15 protein-coding genes are annotated in these 16,803 nt (G+C 66.7%); 10 read left to right on the plus strand and 5 right to left on the minus strand.

What is annotated here, in order from left to right; translation table 11 throughout:
- Positions 1-31 precede the first annotated feature (31 nt).
- The 7 genes from C448_RS10625 to C448_RS10655 all read left to right on the plus strand — a co-directional run bounded on the left by C448_RS10625 (position 32) and on the right by C448_RS10655 (position 8,848).
- A complete protein-coding gene (locus C448_RS10625; RefSeq protein WP_239640573.1) occupies positions 32-1,120 on the plus strand; it encodes a PstS family phosphate ABC transporter substrate-binding protein in 1,089 nt (362 codons plus the stop codon).
- Positions 1,117-2,169, plus strand: a complete 1,053-nt coding sequence (pstC, locus tag C448_RS10630; protein WP_004054639.1) for a phosphate ABC transporter permease subunit PstC — start codon at positions 1,117-1,119, stop codon at positions 2,167-2,169. The genes C448_RS10625 and pstC overlap by 4 nt, the downstream gene beginning before the upstream one ends.
- Positions 2,166-3,803: a phosphate ABC transporter permease PstA gene (gene pstA / locus C448_RS10635; protein ID WP_004054640.1), complete on the plus strand. Its 1,638-nt coding sequence runs from the start codon at positions 2,166-2,168 to the stop codon at positions 3,801-3,803. Before pstC ends, pstA begins: the two co-directional genes overlap by 4 nt.
- Positions 3,800-4,747 (plus strand): phosphate ABC transporter ATP-binding protein, encoded by a 948-nt coding sequence (locus C448_RS10640; protein ID WP_004054642.1) that lies wholly within the window; start codon positions 3,800-3,802, stop codon positions 4,745-4,747. The genes pstA and C448_RS10640 overlap by 4 nt, the downstream gene beginning before the upstream one ends.
- Positions 4,748-4,801: 54 nt before the next feature.
- A complete protein-coding gene (locus C448_RS10645) occupies positions 4,802-6,781 on the plus strand; it encodes a molybdopterin oxidoreductase family protein (RefSeq protein WP_004054644.1) in 1,980 nt (659 codons plus the stop codon).
- 69 nt (positions 6,782-6,850) lie between these two features.
- Entirely contained in the window at positions 6,851-8,137 is a 1,287-nt protein-coding gene (locus C448_RS10650; protein WP_004054646.1) for an L-lactate MFS transporter, read from the plus strand.
- A 72-nt stretch (positions 8,138-8,209) separates the two neighbouring features.
- Positions 8,210-8,848, plus strand: coding sequence for a molybdenum cofactor guanylyltransferase (locus tag C448_RS10655; protein ID WP_049916259.1), 639 nt, complete (start codon positions 8,210-8,212; stop codon positions 8,846-8,848).
- Positions 8,849-8,866: 18 nt separating this feature from the next.
- Here C448_RS10655 and moaA read toward each other — a convergent pair whose 3' ends face one another.
- From moaA to C448_RS10675, 4 genes are all read right to left on the minus strand, one after another.
- Positions 8,867-9,826 carry a GTP 3',8-cyclase MoaA gene (moaA, locus tag C448_RS10660; protein WP_004054650.1) on the minus strand — a complete coding sequence of 320 codons (960 nt, stop codon included), beginning with the start codon at positions 9,824-9,826 and terminating at the stop codon, positions 8,867-8,869.
- A gap of 119 nt (positions 9,827-9,945) precedes the next feature.
- On the minus strand, positions 9,946-10,869 hold the full coding sequence (locus C448_RS10665) for a WD40/YVTN/BNR-like repeat-containing protein (RefSeq protein ID WP_004054652.1): 924 nt from the start codon (positions 10,867-10,869) through the stop codon (positions 9,946-9,948).
- A 57-nt stretch (positions 10,870-10,926) separates the two neighbouring features.
- Positions 10,927-12,141 (minus strand): NAD(P)/FAD-dependent oxidoreductase, encoded by a 1,215-nt coding sequence (locus tag C448_RS10670; protein ID WP_004054654.1) that lies wholly within the window; start codon positions 12,139-12,141, stop codon positions 10,927-10,929.
- 152 nt (positions 12,142-12,293) lie between these two features.
- Entirely contained in the window at positions 12,294-13,613 is a 1,320-nt protein-coding gene (locus tag C448_RS10675) for a dicarboxylate/amino acid:cation symporter (protein ID WP_049916260.1), read from the minus strand.
- A gap of 267 nt (positions 13,614-13,880) precedes the next feature.
- Here C448_RS10675 and C448_RS10680 point away from each other — a divergent pair, with 267 nt between their 5' ends.
- Positions 13,881-14,264, plus strand: a complete 384-nt coding sequence (locus C448_RS10680) for a PaaI family thioesterase (RefSeq protein ID WP_004054658.1) — start codon at positions 13,881-13,883, stop codon at positions 14,262-14,264.
- Positions 14,265-14,313: 49 nt separating this feature from the next.
- A complete protein-coding gene (locus C448_RS10685; protein ID WP_004054661.1) occupies positions 14,314-14,781 on the plus strand; it encodes a nucleoside deaminase in 468 nt (155 codons plus the stop codon).
- Between the two features lie 35 nt (positions 14,782-14,816).
- On the opposite strand, the gene C448_RS10690 is transcribed toward C448_RS10685, so the two are convergent.
- Positions 14,817-15,416, minus strand: coding sequence for a hypothetical protein (locus C448_RS10690; protein WP_004054663.1), 600 nt, complete (start codon positions 15,414-15,416; stop codon positions 14,817-14,819).
- A 113-nt stretch (positions 15,417-15,529) separates the two neighbouring features.
- On the opposite strand from C448_RS10690, the gene C448_RS10695 reads away from it, so the two are divergent.
- On the plus strand, positions 15,530-16,803 hold a 1,274-nt coding region (locus C448_RS10695), incomplete at its 3' end, for a glycoside hydrolase family 15 protein (protein ID WP_004054665.1).

The raw sequence follows: 16,803 nt of genomic DNA on the forward strand, positions 1-16,803 counted from the left end.
TATTTATCCTCCCTGTGGCTACCGACAGACGATGCAGGGAACGCCTGTGAGTCGGCGTACGGTACTGGCTGGCGGGGCCGGGCTGTGCGCGGGGCTCGCTGGCTGTATCAGCACGAGCGCGACGCCGCCGGACAGTGCCAGCGGGAACGACTCCGAGGGGGGTGGGGCGGGCGATGTCCCGACCCTCCAGGCCGGCGGCTCCTCGACGGTGTACCCGATCGTCGACAGGGCGGCCTCCTTCTGGGGAACGAACGCGGCCCCGCCCGATGGAAAATACTGGAAGCCGAAGAAATACGGCATCGAGACCGAGGAACGGCTCGCCGACTACTGGGCCGAGATGTATGGGTTCGACGCGACCGAGACAGATTCGCCACCGATCGCGATAAGCGTCAGTCTCAGCCACTCGGGCACCGGCCTCGAAAAGCTGCGCAACGACCGGCTCGATATCGGCAATTCGAGCGCGCCGGTGAAAGCCGAATTTCCCGATCTCGCACAGAAGAAGCTCTCGAACTATGTAGATCACGTCGTCGGCGTCGATGCCCAGCCGATCGTCGTCAGTCAGGCGATCGTGGACGCCGGCGTCAGCGAGATCTCGGCCGAGACGCTGAAGGCCATCTACAAGGGTGAGATCACCGACTGGACGGGTGTGCCGGGCTACTCCGGCCCAAATACTGAGATTCAGGTCGTCGGGCGCGCGGAGGGATCGGGCACCGACACCGCCTTCCGCAACAACCTCTTCGGCGACCCGAACGCCGCGATCCCCGGCGTCGACATCCGGAAGGGTGAGAACCAGCAGGTGAAACAGATCGTCACCAACTCCGAGAACGCCCTCGCGTACATGGCGCTCGCGTTCGTCGACGATTCGGTGCCGGCCATCGCGCTCACCTTCCAGGGGACGAAGTACGTGCCCGGTGAAAATCTCGCCGAGGGCGGCTATCCGCTCGCGCGCGATCTGCACTGTTACACCTACGACGGCACCTCGAAGAAGGAGGCCGCGCTGCTCCGGATGCTCGTGAGCGAGTACGGCCAGCAGTCGTTCGTGACGGCCGTGGGCTACTCCGCACTGCCGCCGAAACGCCGGAAGAAACAGCGACGAAAACTCCCAGACACCCAACGATGAGCGTCGAACGCGGGCTCGTCGGCCGATTGGGTGTGGGTGACAGCCCCGTCGGCGTGCTGCTCGGCGTCACGCTGCTGGCGGTCGCGCTGACCTTCTTCCTCGCGCCCGGGCTGGTGATCTACCCGCTCGCGGCGTTCGCGCTGGTCGTCGTCTACGGGATCTTCAGGGAGCAAGGGACGACCGCCCGCGTGCTCGCGCTCGCGGCGACGATCGTGACGGTGCTCGTGCTCGGACTGATCACGATCTATCTGGTGGCGCAGTCGATCCCGGCCTTCCGGATCATGGGTATCGACATTCTGACGAAGACGGGCGGCAAACTCTGGAATCCGAGTTCGGCGATCTATTCGCTCGTGCCGATGATGTGGGGAACGCTCGTCACGACGCTCATCGCCACCGCCGTCGCCGCCCCGCTCGGCGTCGCCGGCGCGGTGTTCATCGCCGAGATGGCCCCCGACTGGGCGCGCGGCCTGCTCAAACCCGCCGTCGAGGCGCTCGCGGGCATTCCTTCCATTGTGTACGGCTTCATCGGCTTCGTCGTCCTCAACCCGTTCATGGCCGAGCAGTTCTCGCTGCCGACGTTCGGCAGCCTGTTCGTCGTCGGCGTCGTCATCGGCGCGATGGCGCTTCCGACTGTGGTCTCGGTCGCCGAGGACGCCATCGCGAGCGTGCCCGGCCCGATGAAGGACGGCTCGCTCGCACTCGGCGCGACCGACTGGCAGACGACGACCGCCGTGACGCTGCCGGCGGCCTTTTCGGGCGTCTCGGCGGCCGTCCTGCTGGGCATCGGTCGCGCCGTGGGTGAGACGATGGCCGCGACGGTGATCCTCGCGCACGCGCAGGTGCTTCCCGACCCGCTCTACGACGTGTTCGGCAACACCGAAACGCTCACGAGCCTCATCGCGAGCCAGTACGGCATCGCCAGCGGCTCGCAGATGAGCGCGCTGTTCGCCGCCGGCGTCGTTCTTTTCATTACTGTGCTCGGCCTGAGCATCGGCTCGCAGTACGTCGAGCGGCGGATGGAACGAACGCTCGGGGGCGGCGACACATGAGCACGGACACGGGCGTGGCGAGCGCACTCGACCGGGGGAGCACCGGCCCGCTGCGGTACGCCGGCGGGGCGGTCGTCGCGATCGGTGCCATCGTGCTCGTCGCGAGCCTGCTCGCGTTCGTCCAGGTCGTCCCCACCACGGTCGCGGGCGCGTCGCTGTTCGACGTGCTCGCGCTCGCGCTCGTCGCGGCGGCGTGCTGTCTGATCGCGGTCGTCGTCGCCGCCAAACTGGGCGTGCTCGACACCGCGCCGGACCACACCGCCGGCACGTCGCTCGCGGCCGTCTTCGGTCTCGTCGGGCTCGTCGTCGGCGGACTCGTGGCCGCACAGACGCTCGGTTTCAGTACTCTCTGGCCGATCGGTGCGCTCGCTGGCGCGGCACTCGGGATCGTGCTGGCGATCGTTCCCCAAGAGGATAGCGCGCTCGCGGCGACCGGTGGTGGGTTCGCGCTTCTGGTCGGCGGGGTCATTCTGACGGACGTCATCGGTCCGAACTGGCGATGGCAGCCGGAGGGGCTGTCAGCCGCGTTCACGCCGGAGACGACACTGCCGATACTGCTCGGCGTCACCGGCCTGCTGCTCGCGTGGGTCGGCGCGCAGGCGGCCGCCGGCTTCGGCACGCAGGGGAAGGCGCGCGGCGCGTCGCTGCTCGTGAGCGCGAACGCGGCTGGCATGATCGCGCTGCTGGTCGTCCTCATCTCCTTCATCGCCGTGCGCGGCTGGGGACCGATGACCGAGGGCATCCGTTTCGGGTTGTTCTGGGAGCCGGTGACGTGGTTTCAACCACCCGGCTTGGACGAATACGTCGTCATCAGCGCTCCCCTGCTCTGGTTCCACTGGCCGTTCGTGATGGAGGGGTTCGCGATCACGAACGCGATCAACGGCGTCGCGCCGGCGATCGTCGGCACCGTCTGGCTGGTCGTCGGCGCGGTGTCGGTCGCCATCCCGCTCGGGGTGGGAACTGCCGTCTTCCTGACCGAGTACGCCGAACAGGGGCGGCTGACCTCGATCGTCGAGATCGCCACGAACGGGCTCTGGAGTACGCCGAGCATCGTCTACGGGCTCTTCGGGCTCGCCTTCCTGGTGCCGCGCATCGGCAACGGGAGCAGCCTGCTGTCGGGCATGCTGGTGCTCAGTTTCATGCTGCTTCCGCTCGTGATCATCACGAGCCGCGAGGCGCTGCTCAACGTGCCCGATCAGTACCGCGACGCGAGCGCCGCCCTCGGGGTGAGTCGCTGGCAGACGATCAAGAGCGTCGTCCTGCCGGCGGCGATGCCCGGCGTCGTGACCGGCGCGATCCTCGGTGTGGGTCGCATCGCCGGCGAGACCGCGCCCATCCTGCTCGTTCTCACCGGCGAGCCGTTCCCCGAGACCGGACCCGATCTCCTGAACTTCGGGGCGGCGTTCACCTCGTCGTTCCCGTTCGTCGAACTATCGTTTCTCAACACTGACGCACTGCTCCAGCCGGCGACCGCGCTCCCCTATCAGCTGTTCGCAACCATCACCGCCGGCGTCGGCGACGTCGGCGAGGGGTTCTCATGGGGGACGGCGCTCGTTCTCCTGCTGGTGGTTTTCGCCTTCTACGCGGTCGGCATCGCCTCGCGGCGCTACTTCGACACCAAACTCCAATCATGAGCACGATCCAACAGGACCGAGACCGGACCGTCGGCGAAAGCGACGAGCGCATCGAACCGGAGTGGACGAACTACGACTTCGACAACGGGACGAAGTTCGCCGTCGACGACCTCGACGTCTTCTACGGCGACGAACAGGCACTCGAAGGGATCGACCTCGACATTCCCGAAGAGAGCGTCACGGCACTCATCGGCCCCTCGGGCTGTGGGAAATCGACGTTCCTCAGATGCCTGAACCGGATGAACGATCGCATCAAGGCCGCGCGCGTCGAGGGGAGCGTCGCGCTNTTCCTCAGATGCCTGAACCGGATGAACGATCGCATCAAGGCCGCGCGCGTCGAGGGGAGCGTCGCGCTCGACAGCCAGGAGATCTACGGCGACGACGTCGATCTCGTCGAGCTCAGAAAGCGCGTCGGGATGGTGTTCCAGCAGCCGAACCCGTTCCCCAAATCCATCCGGAAGAACGTCTCCTACGGCCCGCGCAAACACGGCGACATCGAGACCGGGCTGCTTGCACGGCTGTTCGGCGACAACGCCGGCGACGAGGATGCCCTCGTCGAACGCGCGCTCAGACAGGCCGCCCTCTGGGACGAGGTCGACGACCGTCTGGACGACAACGCGCTCGGACTCTCGGGCGGCCAACAACAGCGCCTCTGCATCGCGCGCTGTCTCGCCGTCGATCCGGAAGTCATCCTGATGGACGAGCCGGCAAGCGCGCTCGATCCGATCGCGACCGCGAAGATCGAGGACCTCATCGAAGACCTCGCCGAGGACTACACCGTGGTCGTCGTCACCCACAACATGCAGCAAGCCGCCCGCATCTCCGATCAGACCGCCGTCTTCCTCACCGGTGGCGAGCTCGTCGAGTACGGCGACACCAACGAAATCTTCGAGAACCCCGAGAGCCAGCGCGTCGAGGACTATATTACTGGTAAGTTCGGCTGATCCCAAGAACCCTTTTGCGTCCGTCGCCGCAAGGAGAGCCGACGGACCGAACCGATGAGTGAGCCACGCGAGGAGACCAAAAGCATCTGCCCGCTCTGTGCGGTCGGCTGTAGCGTCCGCTACGACAAGGCCACGGGCCGGGCGCGCGGCTGGCCGGGCGCACCCGTCAACGAGGGTGGCGAGCTCTGTCCGAAAGGGATCGCCGCTTTCGACGTGTTCGACGACGCGGAGCGCCTCACCCATCCCCTGATGCGACGGAACGGTGACCTCGAACCCGTCTCCTGGAACGAGGCGTACGACCGCATCGAGCGCGAGTTCGGGGAGATCGTCGCCGACCACGGCCCGGACGCGCTGGCCTTTCTCGGCGCGCCACACTGTACGAACGAGGAGAACTACCTCTTCGGGAAGCTCGCGCGGAGCCTCGGCACGAACAACGTCGACAACCGGGCACGGCTCTGCCACGATTCGACCATGTCGGCGATGGAAGAGCGCCTCGGTTCCGGCGGGATGACGAACTCGCTCGCCGATCTCGCCGAGGCCGGGGCGTTTCTGGTGATCGGCTCGAACCCAGCCGACCAGCAGCCGGTCGCGTTCGACTCGTACGTCCGGCCCGCGGTCAACGCGGGCGCACAGCTGATCCACGTCGATCCGCGTGCGAACGCGACGACCCGTCTCGCCGACACGCATGTCGCGCCACGACCGGGCACGGACGCGCTTGTGGTCGCGCTACTCGTGAAGACGATCCTGGACGAGGGGCTGGTCGACGAGGAGTTCGTCGCCGATCGGACTGAAGGATTCGCGGCGTTTGCCGCATCGGTCGACGAGATGGATACGGAGACGCTCGCGAGGCGCGCCGGCGTCGATCCGACGGCAATTCAGGAAGCTGCCCGTGCGTTCGGCGAGGCCGAGCGGGCAGCCGTCGTCGCGGGCACCGGGGTGGAGGGCGATGGTCCCGACGACAGCGCCACCGCCGACGCGCTGTTGAACCTCCTCCTGCTCACCGGGAACCTCGGCAAGCGCGGCGCGGGCATGAACCTCTTCCGCGGGCTCAACAACGAGCAGGGGGCCTGTGACGCCGGCGCGCTCCCCCACCGATTGCCGGGCGGTCGTCCCGTCACCGATCCGGCGGCGCGCGCGCAGGTGGCCGACGTCTGGGGGTTCGAACCGCCCGCTGAGCCGGGACCGACGGAGCTCGATCTCGTGCGCGAGTTCGGTGCGGGGATCCAGGCTGCGTTCGTCCTCGGCGAGAACCCCGCCGTGACGAAACTCGACAGGCAGGGTGTCGCACGCGGCCTCCGGTCGCTCGAATTTCTGGTGGTGCAGGACGTCACCCACACCGAGACGACCGCCCACGCCGACGTCGTCCTGCCGGCGGCCGTCTGGTCGGAGAAAGCCGGGACGGTGACGAATCTCGACCGGCAGGTCCAGCGAATGCGCGTGCTCGAATCGCCACCGGGTTCGGCGCGCAGCGATCTCGAAATCCTGTGTGCACTCGGCGAGCGCCTCGTCGGGGACGGGTTCGAGTACGATGGTCCACAGGAGGTGTTCGACGAACTCGCCGCCGTAAACCCGCAGTACGCGGGCATGAGCTACGAAGGGATCGGCATGAGTAGCCAGCGCTGGCCGTTCCCCGACGGCGCGGACGAGGGAACCGACATCCTTCATCGGGAGGAGTTCATGACTGGCGAGCGCCGCGCGCCGTTCGTCACGATCCCCACCGCCGAGCCCGCCGACGAGGGCACCGAGGAGGAGAACGAACTCGTGTTGCTCACCGGCTCGCGCAGCGGCGACATCGCCATGACGACGATGGGGAGCGAGGTGGGGACACACGACGACACCCTCGCCATCCATCCCGTGGACGCCGACGCGCGCGGCGTGGCCGACGGCGATCGGGTCGTCGTCGAGAGTCAGGATGGGCGCGTCGAACTCGTCGCCGAGCGGAGCCAGGGCGTTCGACGGGGCATCGTCTTCGTCAACGCGGGCGTCGCCGATCCGCTGCTCGGTGCCGGACGAACGCGCGTCCGAATCTCATAACCATAGTGGTAAGACGCTGGTTTTGCCGCCAGACAAACACAATAATTGCCGAAACGTGGCTGTTAGTGTGTGTCTACCAAAGACGCGAACAAGAACCGGTGGTTGATCGCGGCATCGGCCGTCGCGATCCACGTATCGATCGGAAGCATCTACGCGTACAGCATCTACCAGATACCGCTGAACGAGGCGCAGGGATGGAGCACGGGAAGCGTGACGACCGCCTTCTCGATCGCCATCTTCGTCCTCGGGATCACGGCCGCCTTCCTCGGGAGCTACGTCGAGAAGTACGGCCCACGAGCGTCCGGGCTGGCCGCGGCTGTCCTCTACGGGCTCGGAATGGTCGGCTCCGGCGCGAGCGTACTCCTCGGGAGCCTCCCGCTGTTTCTCGTCACGTTCGGCGTCGTCGGCGGGATGGGGCTCGGCCTCGGCTACATCTCCCCGATCGGGACGCTCGTCGAATGGTTCCCCGATCGCCGCGGGATGGCGACCGGACTTGCGGTGATGGGCTTCGGTGCGGGCGCGCTGCTCACCGGTCCGCTCGGCAACTTCCTCATCCAGGGCTACGGCGTCGCGACGACCTTCTTCGCCCTCGGCGTGCTCTATTTCGTGTTGATGACCGCGGGCGCGAGCTATCTCGCCAAACCGCCCGACGGCTGGCTGCCGGCAGGGATGGAGGACACGCCGGAGAACCAGGAGGAAGCGAGAAGCGCGCTGTCGGGGCTCACCAACCTCACCGCCACGGAAGCGCGCACGTCGCTTCGCTTCTGGATGGTCTGGCTCATCATCTTCATCAACGTCTCGGCGGGGATCATGCTACTCGCCTTCGCCTCGCCGATGCTTCAGCAGATCGCCGGCGCGAACGCGACGACCGCGGCGTTCATCACCGGCTACATCGGCATCTTCAACGGCGGCGGCCGCATCGTCTGGGCCACCCTGTCGGACTACATCGGCCGGACGACGACCTACGCGGCGTTTTTCGTCATCCAGATCGTCGCCTTCTTCGTGATGCCACAGGTCGCGGGCGTCTGGCTGCTCGCGGGACTGATCTTCCTCGTCATCACCTGTTACGGCGGCGGCTTTTCCTGTTTGCCAGCATATCTCAGCGATCTCTTCGGCACTGCGGAGGTCAGCGCGATCCACGGCTACGCACTCACGGCGTGGGGGTTCGCCGGCGTCGCCGGCCCACAGCTCGCCTCAACGATCCTCGAATCGACCGGGAGCTACACGAGCGCGCTGTACGTCATGAACGGTGCCCTCGTCGTCGGGCTCGTCACGGTCGGCGTCCTCCGCTGGCGGATCGGCAAGCTCCAGAGCGCGAGCCGGACGCCGAGCGCCACGGAGGCGGCGACCGACTGACGATCGATATCGCTTCGGATCGTCCGACCCAGCGTGCCGAAACGCCGAAGCGCCTGCGCTCGAAGATATCGTATCGATCCACAGGATACGTCAGCGCGGCGCGGCGCGCTCGTCCTCGCTGGCGGCCGCTCGACGCGCTTCGGCGAGCGTGACAAAGTCCTCGCAGCACTCGCCGGTGTGCCGATGGTACGCCGGGTCGCCGAGCGACTCGCGGGGCTTGACGAACTCGTCGTCAGCTGTCGGGCCGACCAGACGACGGCCATCGAGCGTGCGCTCTCGGGGATGGAGTTTCACTGTGTCGCTGACCCCGACCCCGACTGCGGGCCGCTCGTCGGCGTCCGGACCGGGCTGCGCGCGCTCGATACCGACTACGCAGCCGTCGTGGCGGCCGACATGCCATTCGTCGATCCCGAATTCGTCTCCTCTCTGTTCACGCGCGCGGCGGGCCACGACGCGGCCGTGCCGCGACACGAGGGGTGGCTCCAGCCGACACAGGCGATCTATCGTACCGACGCGACGGCCGATGCCTGCGCGGCGGCGCTCTCGCGTGGCGAGCGCGAACTGCGTGCGGCGCTCGACGCGCTCGATCACGTCGTCGTGACGGAGAGCGAGATCCGAGAACACGCCGACCCGCGGACGTTCACGAACCTCAACACGCGTCGGGAGTTCGCCGCCGCCGAGCGCGTGCTCGGAACGGGCGACTGCTCGTGAAAATCACCGACCCTCACTCTACGCGCCGACGTACTCCTCGTTGACTTCCCAGCCACCGTCGCCGTCGCGGATCATGTATTCGCCGTAGTAGGGGACTCTGTTGTCGACGACCTCACGGAAGGTCGTGCGGATTTCGTCCCGGCTCATCTCGCCCATCGGACGAAGGTCGTCGTTGCGGTTCAGACAGCCTTTGAGATAGCCCTCGTGGGTCACCCGAACTCGATGGCAGTTCGCACAGAACGTCTCGTTCTCGACGGGATCGACGATCTCGACCATCCCGCCGTCGACCCAGTAGCGCCGCCGGTCGTGCATCTCGCGGTGTTCGATCCGGTCGGCACGCTCGTCGAGCCACTCGTGGACGCGCGCAATATCGATCGCCCACTCGGGATGGCCGGCGATCTCGGGCATGTATTCGATGAGCTGGAGTCTGAGCCCCGAGTTGTCGCCGACGTGCTCGACCATCTCGGGGATGAACTCCGCTGTGCCATCGAAGACGACCATGTTGAGCTTCACCGGGTCGAGCCCGGCGTCGAGTGCCGCCTCGACACCTTCGAGGACCTTATCGTACGCGCCGGCTTTCGTGATCTCGGCGAACGCTTCCCGATCGAGGGCGTCCTGTGAGACGTTCACTCTATCGAGTCCCGCCGCACGGAGTTCCTCGGCACGACCCGGGAGGAAGGTGCCGTTGGTGGTGAGCGAGGTCTCCATCCCGTCCGGCGTGCGCCGGATGATCTCCGCCAGGTCTTGGCGGAGCATCGGCTCGCCGCCGGTAAATTTCACCTTCTCGACGCCGAACTCGCGGACGACCTCCAGAAATCGCACCACGTCGTCGGTACCCATTTCGTTGTCGGCCGGCTCCATCGGTCCGCGCGTGTCGCCGAGCCCCTCGTTGTGACAGTAGACGCAGTCGAAGTTGCAGCGGTCGGTCAGCGAGACCCGTACCCCCGAGACCTCGCGGCCGAATCCGTCGACGAGCATACCAACCCGTTCGTTCGTGAACGGTTAAAACTGCGCGCCGTTTGCGGGCTCGTGTAATCGCATATGGTTACAAAAGTAGAGGTTCGAAACGACACGTGCGGTCGCGAGCAACCGGACGCTCAGTCGAGCGTCGCGAGCGAGCGAATCCTCGTCGAGATGGTGCCGAGCGTCGTCCAGCCATCAACTTCGCGGGCGAGCAGCCGTCCCTCGTTGGTGCCGGCGAGCACGCGCCCGTCGTGGACCGTCCACGCGAGGACGACTTCGGTCGGTGCGCCCGGATACGGGACGTTGCCGAGCGAATCGCCCCCGTCGGTCGATTCGAACAGCGCCGCGGCGGCACCGCGCGAGCCCTCCCAGTTCGGCGGTGCCCCGCTCGCCGCGGCGGCGTACAGCCGTCCGTCCGCCGCGATCGTCTCCCGAAAGTATCGTTGATCGACGTCCGTATCGAGTCGCGTCCAGGACCGGCCAGCATCGTGGGTTCGATAGCAGCCGTCACCACAGGAAGCGACGTAGTCGTCGGGCCCGACGACGAGCACATGGTGGACATCATCGTGGACCCCTGTTCGTCGCTCGGTCCACGTCTCGCCGCGGTCCTCGCTCACGTGGACGCCGCCGACCTCGACGCCGGCGACCAGCCGGTCGGGCGCGTCGGGGTGGACGCCGAGGCTGCGAAGGTGGGCCTCATTGCGATGGCGCGGCGTGTGCCACTCGTCGCGGCTGGGCAGTTCCTGAAACCCATCGAGTTCGCGCCACGTCGCCCCGTCGGTCGAGACGTACAGATGGGCAGGATGCGTCCCCGCGTACAGACGCTCGCCGTCGGGACTCGCGACGACCGAGAACACCTCCTCGCGCGGCACGTCGAGATCCGTCCACGATCGCCCATCCGCCGATCGATAGAGCCCGTTTCTCGTCGCGGCGAAGGCGACACCGTCGAAAACCCGAACACGGAGCGCATCGTCCGCGTCGAGCACTCGTTCGGTTTCGTCGAGCGTTCCCGCCGCGGAGCGAACGACGCCGTCGTCGGTACCGATGAGCAGCGTCATGGCGGTGCTACGTACCCGACGGTGGTAAAGCGAGCGGCCGTACGAATTAGCGGACGATTACATGTCGCTCAAGGAGTGTGCCGCGCGCTGCACCGACGTGATCGACTCGATCCAGCGCGCCGAGATCGCCTTCTTGACGATGCGCGCGCCGAGTCCGCCGAAGGTGTTGATCGGGATACCGATGACGTCGTGGGCGACGGCCGCATCGCCGATCGAGACGACGGTTCCTTTGTTCATGTACGCCCAGTGCTCGCGATCGCGGCCCGCGACGGCCCGTGCGACGTTCTCGCCGATGTGTTCGCCCTCCTCCCAGGCAGCCTCGGCGGTCGGCGGCGGCACGTCCGCGAGGTCGTCGTCGACGATCGTCTCCCAGATCGCCTCCTCGGTGAGCGGTCCCTCCTCGTTATCCTGGTGGACCAGCGCCGAGTCGCCGAGCGCGAACACGCGATCGTCGCTCGTTTCGAGAGTCGCGTCGGTGTAGAGTCGGTTGTGATCCTTGTCGATGTCGGCAGTTTCGAGCGCGTCCTGTCCGGTGACGCCGCCAGTCCAGATCAGCACGTCGTACTCCATCGGGTCACGCTCGTCGAAGGCGATCGTCTCGTCCTCGACGGCCGTTATCGCGGTCCGGGTGTCGATCTCGACGTCGTGGGCTTCGAGCTGGTTCCGGATCGCACCCTGAAACTCGTGGTCGTGGCCGGGGAAGACGTCCGCCGAGTGCTCAACGAGATCGATCTCCATCGACGCGTCGTGCTCGTCGGCCCACGATGCCACCTCGCCGGCGACCTGAATGCCCGTGAGACCGCCACCGCCGACGACGATCCGTGCGGGATCACTCCGCGAGGCCCCGCGCGTGGCGTCGACGAGATGCTCGTTGATTGCCAGCGCGTCGCCGAGACTCTTGACCGTGAGCGCGTGTGCTTCGAGCCCGTCGACGCCGTGGAAAGCGGTTCGACTTCCGAGTCCGACGACAGCGTAGTCGTAGTCGATATCGTCGCGATCGGCGAGTTCGACGACACGATCGTCGACGTCGATACCCGTCACGGTCGCCTGCACGAACCGGGTGTCGTCGTTTTTGATCGCTCCGACCGGGATCGTGACCGACTCGCGCGCGTCGGGCGTCTGGATACATCGGTGGACCTCGTGAAGCAGGAGATGATAGTCCTCCTCGGCGATCCAGACCAGTTCGTCCTCGTCGCCGAGTTCGTCTTCGAGGCTGCGGATCGCCGCACAGCCGCCGTAGCCCGCACCGAGGACGACGATGCGGTCGGTCATTGCGTTCCGAAAGTCCACGAACCGTTCGTCGCGCCGTCCGTCTGCCGTGCGTCATCCGTTGGCCGTTCGCCATCCGTCGGTCGTGCGGCGTCGCTATCCATGCCCAGTCGTTTTCGGCAGTCCAGTAAACAGTAGGGCTTGAATCGGCAGGCTCAGTCGTCGACGGCGGGCGCTCCCGACGGGGCGCTGTCGCCGCTCGCCCAGACACCGTCGTCGAGATCGATGGCGTCGTTCCATTTCGCCGCGAGCGTCGAGACCGCGAGATCGCCGGTGACGTTGTTGAGGGTCGCCACGCGCCCGAGCACCGGATCGACGGCCGCGACGAAGCCGACGATGGTGAGGGGGAGGCCGGCCTGCTGAAGCACGACGGTGAGCATGATCAGCCCCGCGCCGGGGACGCCCGCGGTGCCGATGCTGATCAGCACAGTAACGAGGAGGATGGCGACCTGTTCGCCGAGACCGAGCGACTGGCCGACGACGTTCGCGGCGAACACGACGGTGACGGCCTGGCGGATCGCCGCGCCGTCCATGTTGGCCGTCGAGCCCAGCGGGAGCGAGAACCCATATATACTCTCGTCGATCTTGAGGTTCTCCTCGGCGTCGCTCATCGTCACCGGCAGCGTCGCGCTCGACGAACGGATGGTGAACGCCGTCACCATTGCGTTGCGCGCGCCCTGGAGGAACGAGCTCGGGGATCTGCCGACGAGTCCGGAGACGATGACGAGCAGATAGGTGAACGCGATGTGGATGGCGATCGCGAGCGTGACGACGGCGACCAGCGAGCCGAGCGCGACGATCGCGCCGACGTCCTTGCCGGCGAGCTCGGCCGCGACGAGCGCGAACACGCCGAGGACGCCGAACTCCATGACACCCCAGACGATCGTGAACATCGCCTCCATGCCGGCCTCGGCGAGCGAGAAGAACGTCTCGACGCCCTCGCGTACCGTCTCGTCGTCGGTGCGATCGCGGACGAGCGCCAGCGCGATGGCGAAGACGATGACGAAGAAGATGATCGCGAGCAGATCGCCGCTGGCCAGCGCGCTGATGGGGTTCTCCGGGACGATCCCGAGAACGACCTCGCGCAAGCCCGGCGGCTGTGCGGAGTCGCTGCTCCCGCCCGTGAGCATCACGCCGGTTCCTGGATCGAGCAGGTTCGCCACCCCCAGTCCGATGATCCCGGCGATCGTCGTCGTCAGCGCGTAGAGCCCGACGACGACCCCACCGACGCGACCCATCCTGGCCGGTGAGAGCCGTCGCACGCCGGACAGCAGACTGAAGGCGACGATCGGGACGACGATCATCCCGAGTAGCCGCAAGAAGAGATCGCCGATCGGCGCGAGCGCTGCCGCCGGCGGGCCGACGGTGAACGCGACGACGACCCCGAGGACGAACGCGGCGGCGAGTCGATAGACGATCGGGACGGAGCGATACCGATTCCACACGCTGACGACCGAACCACCGAGAGCAGACATCGGCAGGGGTTGTGCGTCGAGAAAGCTATGGCTGTCGGCTTCGCGCATATTTTCGCACCGATCGGGCGTCGGTATCGATCGCTCCACCGACACGTATTGGCGCGCTCGATCGAGGCGCAAGCATGGACGTCGCCCGTGAACGACGATCCGATCGCGACGTTCCGCGGACGCGTCTATCGCGCGGAGCAAGGGCGATCACGGCCACCGATTCGGCCGCAGACGCGACGCGTCGGTGCGCTTTTGTGGACGGTGGGAGTGGATTCGAACATGGACAGCGAGAACTTCTTCGAGGAGATGCCGTTCACGAACCTCCTCGGCATCGAGGTGACAGAGGCCGACGACGGCCACGCCGAGGGCCACGTCGAAATGAGCGAGGAGTTGTCCTGGAACACGAACCGGACGATGGCCCACGGCGGCGTGACGTTCACGCTCGCCGACACGGTCGGCGGCGCGGCGCTGGTCTCGCTGCTCGATCAACCCGTGCCGACGATCGACATGCGCATCGACTACCTCGAAGCGGGCACCGGCGATCTCTCCGCCACCGCCGACGTCGTGCGCGAGGGCGGGGCCATCGGCGTCGTCGACATCGAGGTCCACACCGACGACGGAACGCCGATCGCCGACGTGCGCGGTATCTACAAGACCGACTGAGCGGGCGCGAAACCACGCGAGTTATCCGCATGCCCGGCGAGAAGCCGCCATGTCGACCGATGACGACCACGAGGCGTACATGGAGCGGGCGTTCGAACTCGCGCGCGAGGCTGGCGAGCGCGGCGACGGCCCCTACGGCTCGCTGCTCGTTCTCGACGGCGAGATCGTCATGGAGGCGAACAACCACGAGAACACCGACGACGACATCGCTGCCCACCCGGAGCTCGCGCTCGCCCGGCGCGGCGCGAGCGAACTCACATCGGAGGAGTGCGAGCGCACGGTCATGTACACGAGCACCGAGCCCTGCCCGATGTGTTCCGGCGGGATGGCGATCGCCGGCCTCGGCGGCGTCGTCTACAGCGTCGCCGCGGCCCGTGCCGCCGAGGAGTTCGACGGCGATGCAGCCATGATCCCCTGTGGCGAGGTCTTCGAGAGTTTCGATCACGACGCCGAAGTCGTTCGCGGCGTCCGCGAGGACGACGGACTCGACGTCCACCGCGAGTATCGTTCGGTCTGAGTGCGGTCAGTAAAGCAGAGAGTGCCAGCCAGCGCTCAGGAATCGACGCTCGAATCGCGGAGGTTGTCGGCGTTTTCGGGAAGGCGGACGCGTGCGTTCGGATGTTGGTCAGCACCCTCGACGAGTTCGTGCTGTTCACGTAGATCTTCGAGTCTGGACTTCACGGTCTCGGGGTCGGCCCGGCCGACGATGCCGGCGACTTCGATCAGGAGCTGTTCGGGCACGCCACCGCCGTTCGCTCCGAGCTCGGCCCCGTTCTCGTCATCGAGATCGAGATTCGTGAGGAAGCTGACGTACTCGCGGAGATCGATCTCGCCGCCGAGTGCGTCGTGCCAGCTCGCCGGATAGACGCTGACGCGATCGTCGCCGACGCGGTAGAAGGCGTCGGTGCGGTACTCGCCGTCGGTGAGCCGGTCGTCGACCGCGTCCAAGACGCCCTCCATGTCGTGGCTGTGGCCGTGGTCGGTGCCCGCCATCGCCTCGGTGTACGCTTCGAGGGTTGCCCACGCGATGCCGGGACGCTCGTGGGAATGGTACTGTTCGATGAGCGTGAGGAACTCGTCGACGAGCAGCGACCCGCCGCGGTCGTCGGCTTCGGCGACGATTCGCTCGTTGATCTCGGTCACGTCAGCCATTGGGGAGACACGCCGTTAGCGTTGTCGCCCACCGCTCGGCGACAAACCGATATGCCCGCTCTCACAACGGTCGTCCACATGCAGAGAAACGAATTTCCTCGCGGCGTGAGGCGATGAGCGACTACAAACCGCTGTCGGACTACGGCATCATCGGCAACCTGGAGACCTGTGCGCTCGTCGGCCGCGACGGCGCGATCGACTGGTGCTGTCTCCCCCGGCTCAACTCGTCGAGCGTCTTCGCGGCCCTCCTCGACGACGAAATCGGCGGCCGGTTCGCCATCCATCCGGACGGCGAGTACGAGGCCGAACAACAGTACATGGAGCGGACGAACGTGCTCCAGACGACCTTCCACACGGAGTCTGGCACCGCGCGCGTTACGGACTTCATGCCGCTGTCGCCCGACAACGACGGTAACCAGCCGAAGGTACGCGGTATCTACCGAAACGTGACCTGCACCGAGGGCAGCGTCGATCTCGCCGTCGAATTCGATCCGCGCTTCGACTACGCCCGCGCCGACTCGCGCGTCGAATCGATCAGCGACGGCATCGTCGCGACGGGTGACGCCAGACGACTCACGCTGTCGAGCCCGCTCGACCTCGACTGCGACGATAGTGCGGCCGACGGCACGCTCTCGCTGTCCGAGTACGACAGCGAGTGGTTCGTCCTCGAATACGGGACGCGCGCCCCGACCGGCGACGACTCGTGTGAGCACCTGCTCGACAACACGGTCGAATTCTGGCGCGACTGGGCACACGACTGCCCCGACGGGGAGGACTGTCCGTTCGCCGACTACGGCCACGACATGGTCGTTCGCTCCGATCTGACGCTCAAACTGCTCACCTACCAGGGCACCGGTGGGATCACCGCCGCGCCGACGACGTCGCTCCCGGAGGTCGTCGGCGGGGTACGCAACTGGGACTACCGCTACAACTGGCTCCGCGACGGGGCGTTCACCGTGCGCGCGTTCGGCAACCTCGGCGACACCGAGGAGGCCGTGGACTATCTCGACGACTTCCTCGAACTCGGCCAGTCGGTCGATCCGGCCGATCTCCAGCCGATCTACGGTCTCCAGCACGGCTCGACCTACGAAGAGCAAGAACTCGACCACCTCGAAGGCTATCGCGGCTCCGCACCCGTCCGCATCGGTAACGGCGCGGCCGACCAGCTCCAGCTCGGCATCTACGGCGAGCTCGTGCTGGCGATCAACCAGCTCTCCTGGTCGGATCGCTCGATCGCCGGTGACGACTGGGAGGCCGTCCGCGACATCGTCGACTACGTCTGCGAGGTCTGGGAGCGCCCCGACGCGGGCATCTGGGAGATGCGCAGCGGGCCGAAACAGTTCGTCCACTCGAAGGCGATGTGCTGGGTCTGTCTCTTATACACATC

The organism is Halococcus morrhuae DSM 1307, from assembly GCF_000336695.1.
Taxonomy (GTDB): Archaea; Halobacteriota; Halobacteria; order Halobacteriales; family Halococcaceae; genus Halococcus; species Halococcus morrhuae.

Coding starts and splice junctions, on each gene's coding strand:
- C448_RS10625 (WP_239640573.1), top strand. CDS start 32: ATGCAGGGAACGCCTGTGAGTCGGCGTACGGTACTGGCTGGCGGGGCC.
- pstC (WP_004054639.1), top strand. CDS start 1,117: ATGAGCGTCGAACGCGGGCTCGTCGGCCGATTGGGTGTGGGTGACAGC.
- pstA (WP_004054640.1), top strand. CDS start 2,166: ATGAGCACGGACACGGGCGTGGCGAGCGCACTCGACCGGGGGAGCACC.
- C448_RS10645 (WP_004054644.1), top strand. CDS start 4,802: ATGAGTGAGCCACGCGAGGAGACCAAAAGCATCTGCCCGCTCTGTGCG.
- moaA (WP_004054650.1), bottom strand. CDS start 9,826: ATGCTCGTCGACGGATTCGGCCGCGAGGTCTCGGGGGTACGGGTCTCG.
- C448_RS10665 (WP_004054652.1), bottom strand. CDS start 10,869: ATGACGCTGCTCATCGGTACCGACGACGGCGTCGTTCGCTCCGCGGCG.
- C448_RS10670 (WP_004054654.1), bottom strand. CDS start 12,141: ATGACCGACCGCATCGTCGTCCTCGGTGCGGGCTACGGCGGCTGTGCG.
- C448_RS10675 (WP_049916260.1), bottom strand. CDS start 13,613: ATGTCTGCTCTCGGTGGTTCGGTCGTCAGCGTGTGGAATCGGTATCGC.
- C448_RS10680 (WP_004054658.1), top strand. CDS start 13,881: ATGGACAGCGAGAACTTCTTCGAGGAGATGCCGTTCACGAACCTCCTC.
- C448_RS10685 (WP_004054661.1), top strand. CDS start 14,314: ATGTCGACCGATGACGACCACGAGGCGTACATGGAGCGGGCGTTCGAA.
- C448_RS10690 (WP_004054663.1), bottom strand. CDS start 15,416: ATGGCTGACGTGACCGAGATCAACGAGCGAATCGTCGCCGAAGCCGAC.